General features: G+C 41.0%; 1 pseudogene. It reads right to left on the bottom strand.

Annotation, left to right across the window (positions count from 1 at the left end):
* A pseudogene (locus BFU02S_RS16935) lies at positions 1-566 on the bottom strand (IS3 family transposase); the annotation flags it as partial.
* Between the last annotated feature and the right edge of the window lie 183 nt (positions 567-749).

Below are 749 nucleotides of genomic sequence, written 5' to 3'. Positions count from 1 at the left end.
CTTAAATTGTGCAACAGTGTATTTGGATACCAAACCATTTTTCTTCATAATTCTGCCAATACGCCTTCTTGATACGATTAGGCCATGTTTTTTTAGTTCAACCTTTATTTTGCGTGTTCCATAGTTTTGGCGGCTTTTATGAAAGATTTCAATAATTGCGGCTGATAGTTCATCTTCAGATTCTTCTTGTTCCTTGGCTTCGTAATAGTACGTGCTCCTAGAGACCTGTAGGACGTCGCACATTGCTGATATCGAGTATTTGTGGCGGTTATTTCTAATCACATTTACTTTCGTCCTAGTATCAGCGCGGCTTGCTTTAAAATATCATTCTCCATCAAAAGCCGCTGATTTTCTTTTCGCAGTTTAATTAATTCATTTTCTTCTGGTGTACGATTATCCTTTTCTTTAAAAGAACCGGAGGTTTGGCTTTGTTTCACCCATTTGTCCAAAGCTGACGGAGTTAAATCGTATTCACTAATGATATCTTTTCTAGGCTTACCGCTTTCGTATAACTTGACCATTTGGGCTTTAAACTCAGGGGTAAATGTTCGTCTTTCTTTTTTCATTTTATGCGTCACTCTCCTTAACCGAATAAGATGACAGTAGACCCGCTAAACAGTGGAATCATGCCGAAACTTGACACGGGGCCCCTACGGGCATGACTAGCTAGCCGAGAAACCAGATGTCACAAACATCGGCATCGCCAGCCAAGGCTATCATGCCCGCTACCCCGTATAAAGTTTCTGGGG

It is taken from the genome of Neobacillus fumarioli NBRC 102428 (assembly GCF_001591485.1).
Classification (GTDB): domain Bacteria; phylum Bacillota; class Bacilli; order Bacillales; family Cytobacillaceae; genus Neobacillus; species Neobacillus fumarioli.
This window is presented reverse-complemented; position numbering and strand designations above follow the sequence as displayed.